This is a genomic window from Flavobacterium magnesitis (genome assembly GCF_041729735.1).
GTDB classification, from domain to species: Bacteria; Bacteroidota; Bacteroidia; order Flavobacteriales; family Flavobacteriaceae; genus Flavobacterium; species Flavobacterium magnesitis.
The window spans coordinates 1-299 of sequence record NZ_JBCFQK010000065.1 but is presented as its reverse complement, the minus strand read 5'-3'; the positions used below and the strand labels follow the sequence as shown (position 1 = coordinate 299).

Here is a 299-nt window from a genome sequence, read left to right as displayed (position 1 = left end):
GTTTACAATGGCGATGCCACAAGAGCGGTAGTTGGCGATATCATTACGTACACTTTTACGGTAACCAATACAGGAAACGTAACAGTAGATAATATTGTAATCAATGATGCAAAACTAGGAGTGACTAATTTAGCATTAGTTCCATCAACTTTAGCACCATCAGCAACAGGAGTGGTAACACAAGATTACGCTATCACCCAAGCTGATATTGATGCAGGCGTTGTTACTAATACAGCAATTGCAATCGGACAAGATCCACAAGGCGTAGATGTTCAGGATACATCAGGAACAGCAGTGGA

At 41.1% G+C, this 299-nt stretch carries 1 protein-coding gene; it reads left to right on the top strand.

The genetic code is table 11. The features are described from left to right. Window positions 1–299, top strand: a 299-nt coding sequence (locus tag AAGV33_RS16420) for a DUF7507 domain-containing protein (protein ID WP_461782334.1), incomplete at both ends; no start/stop codon positions are given.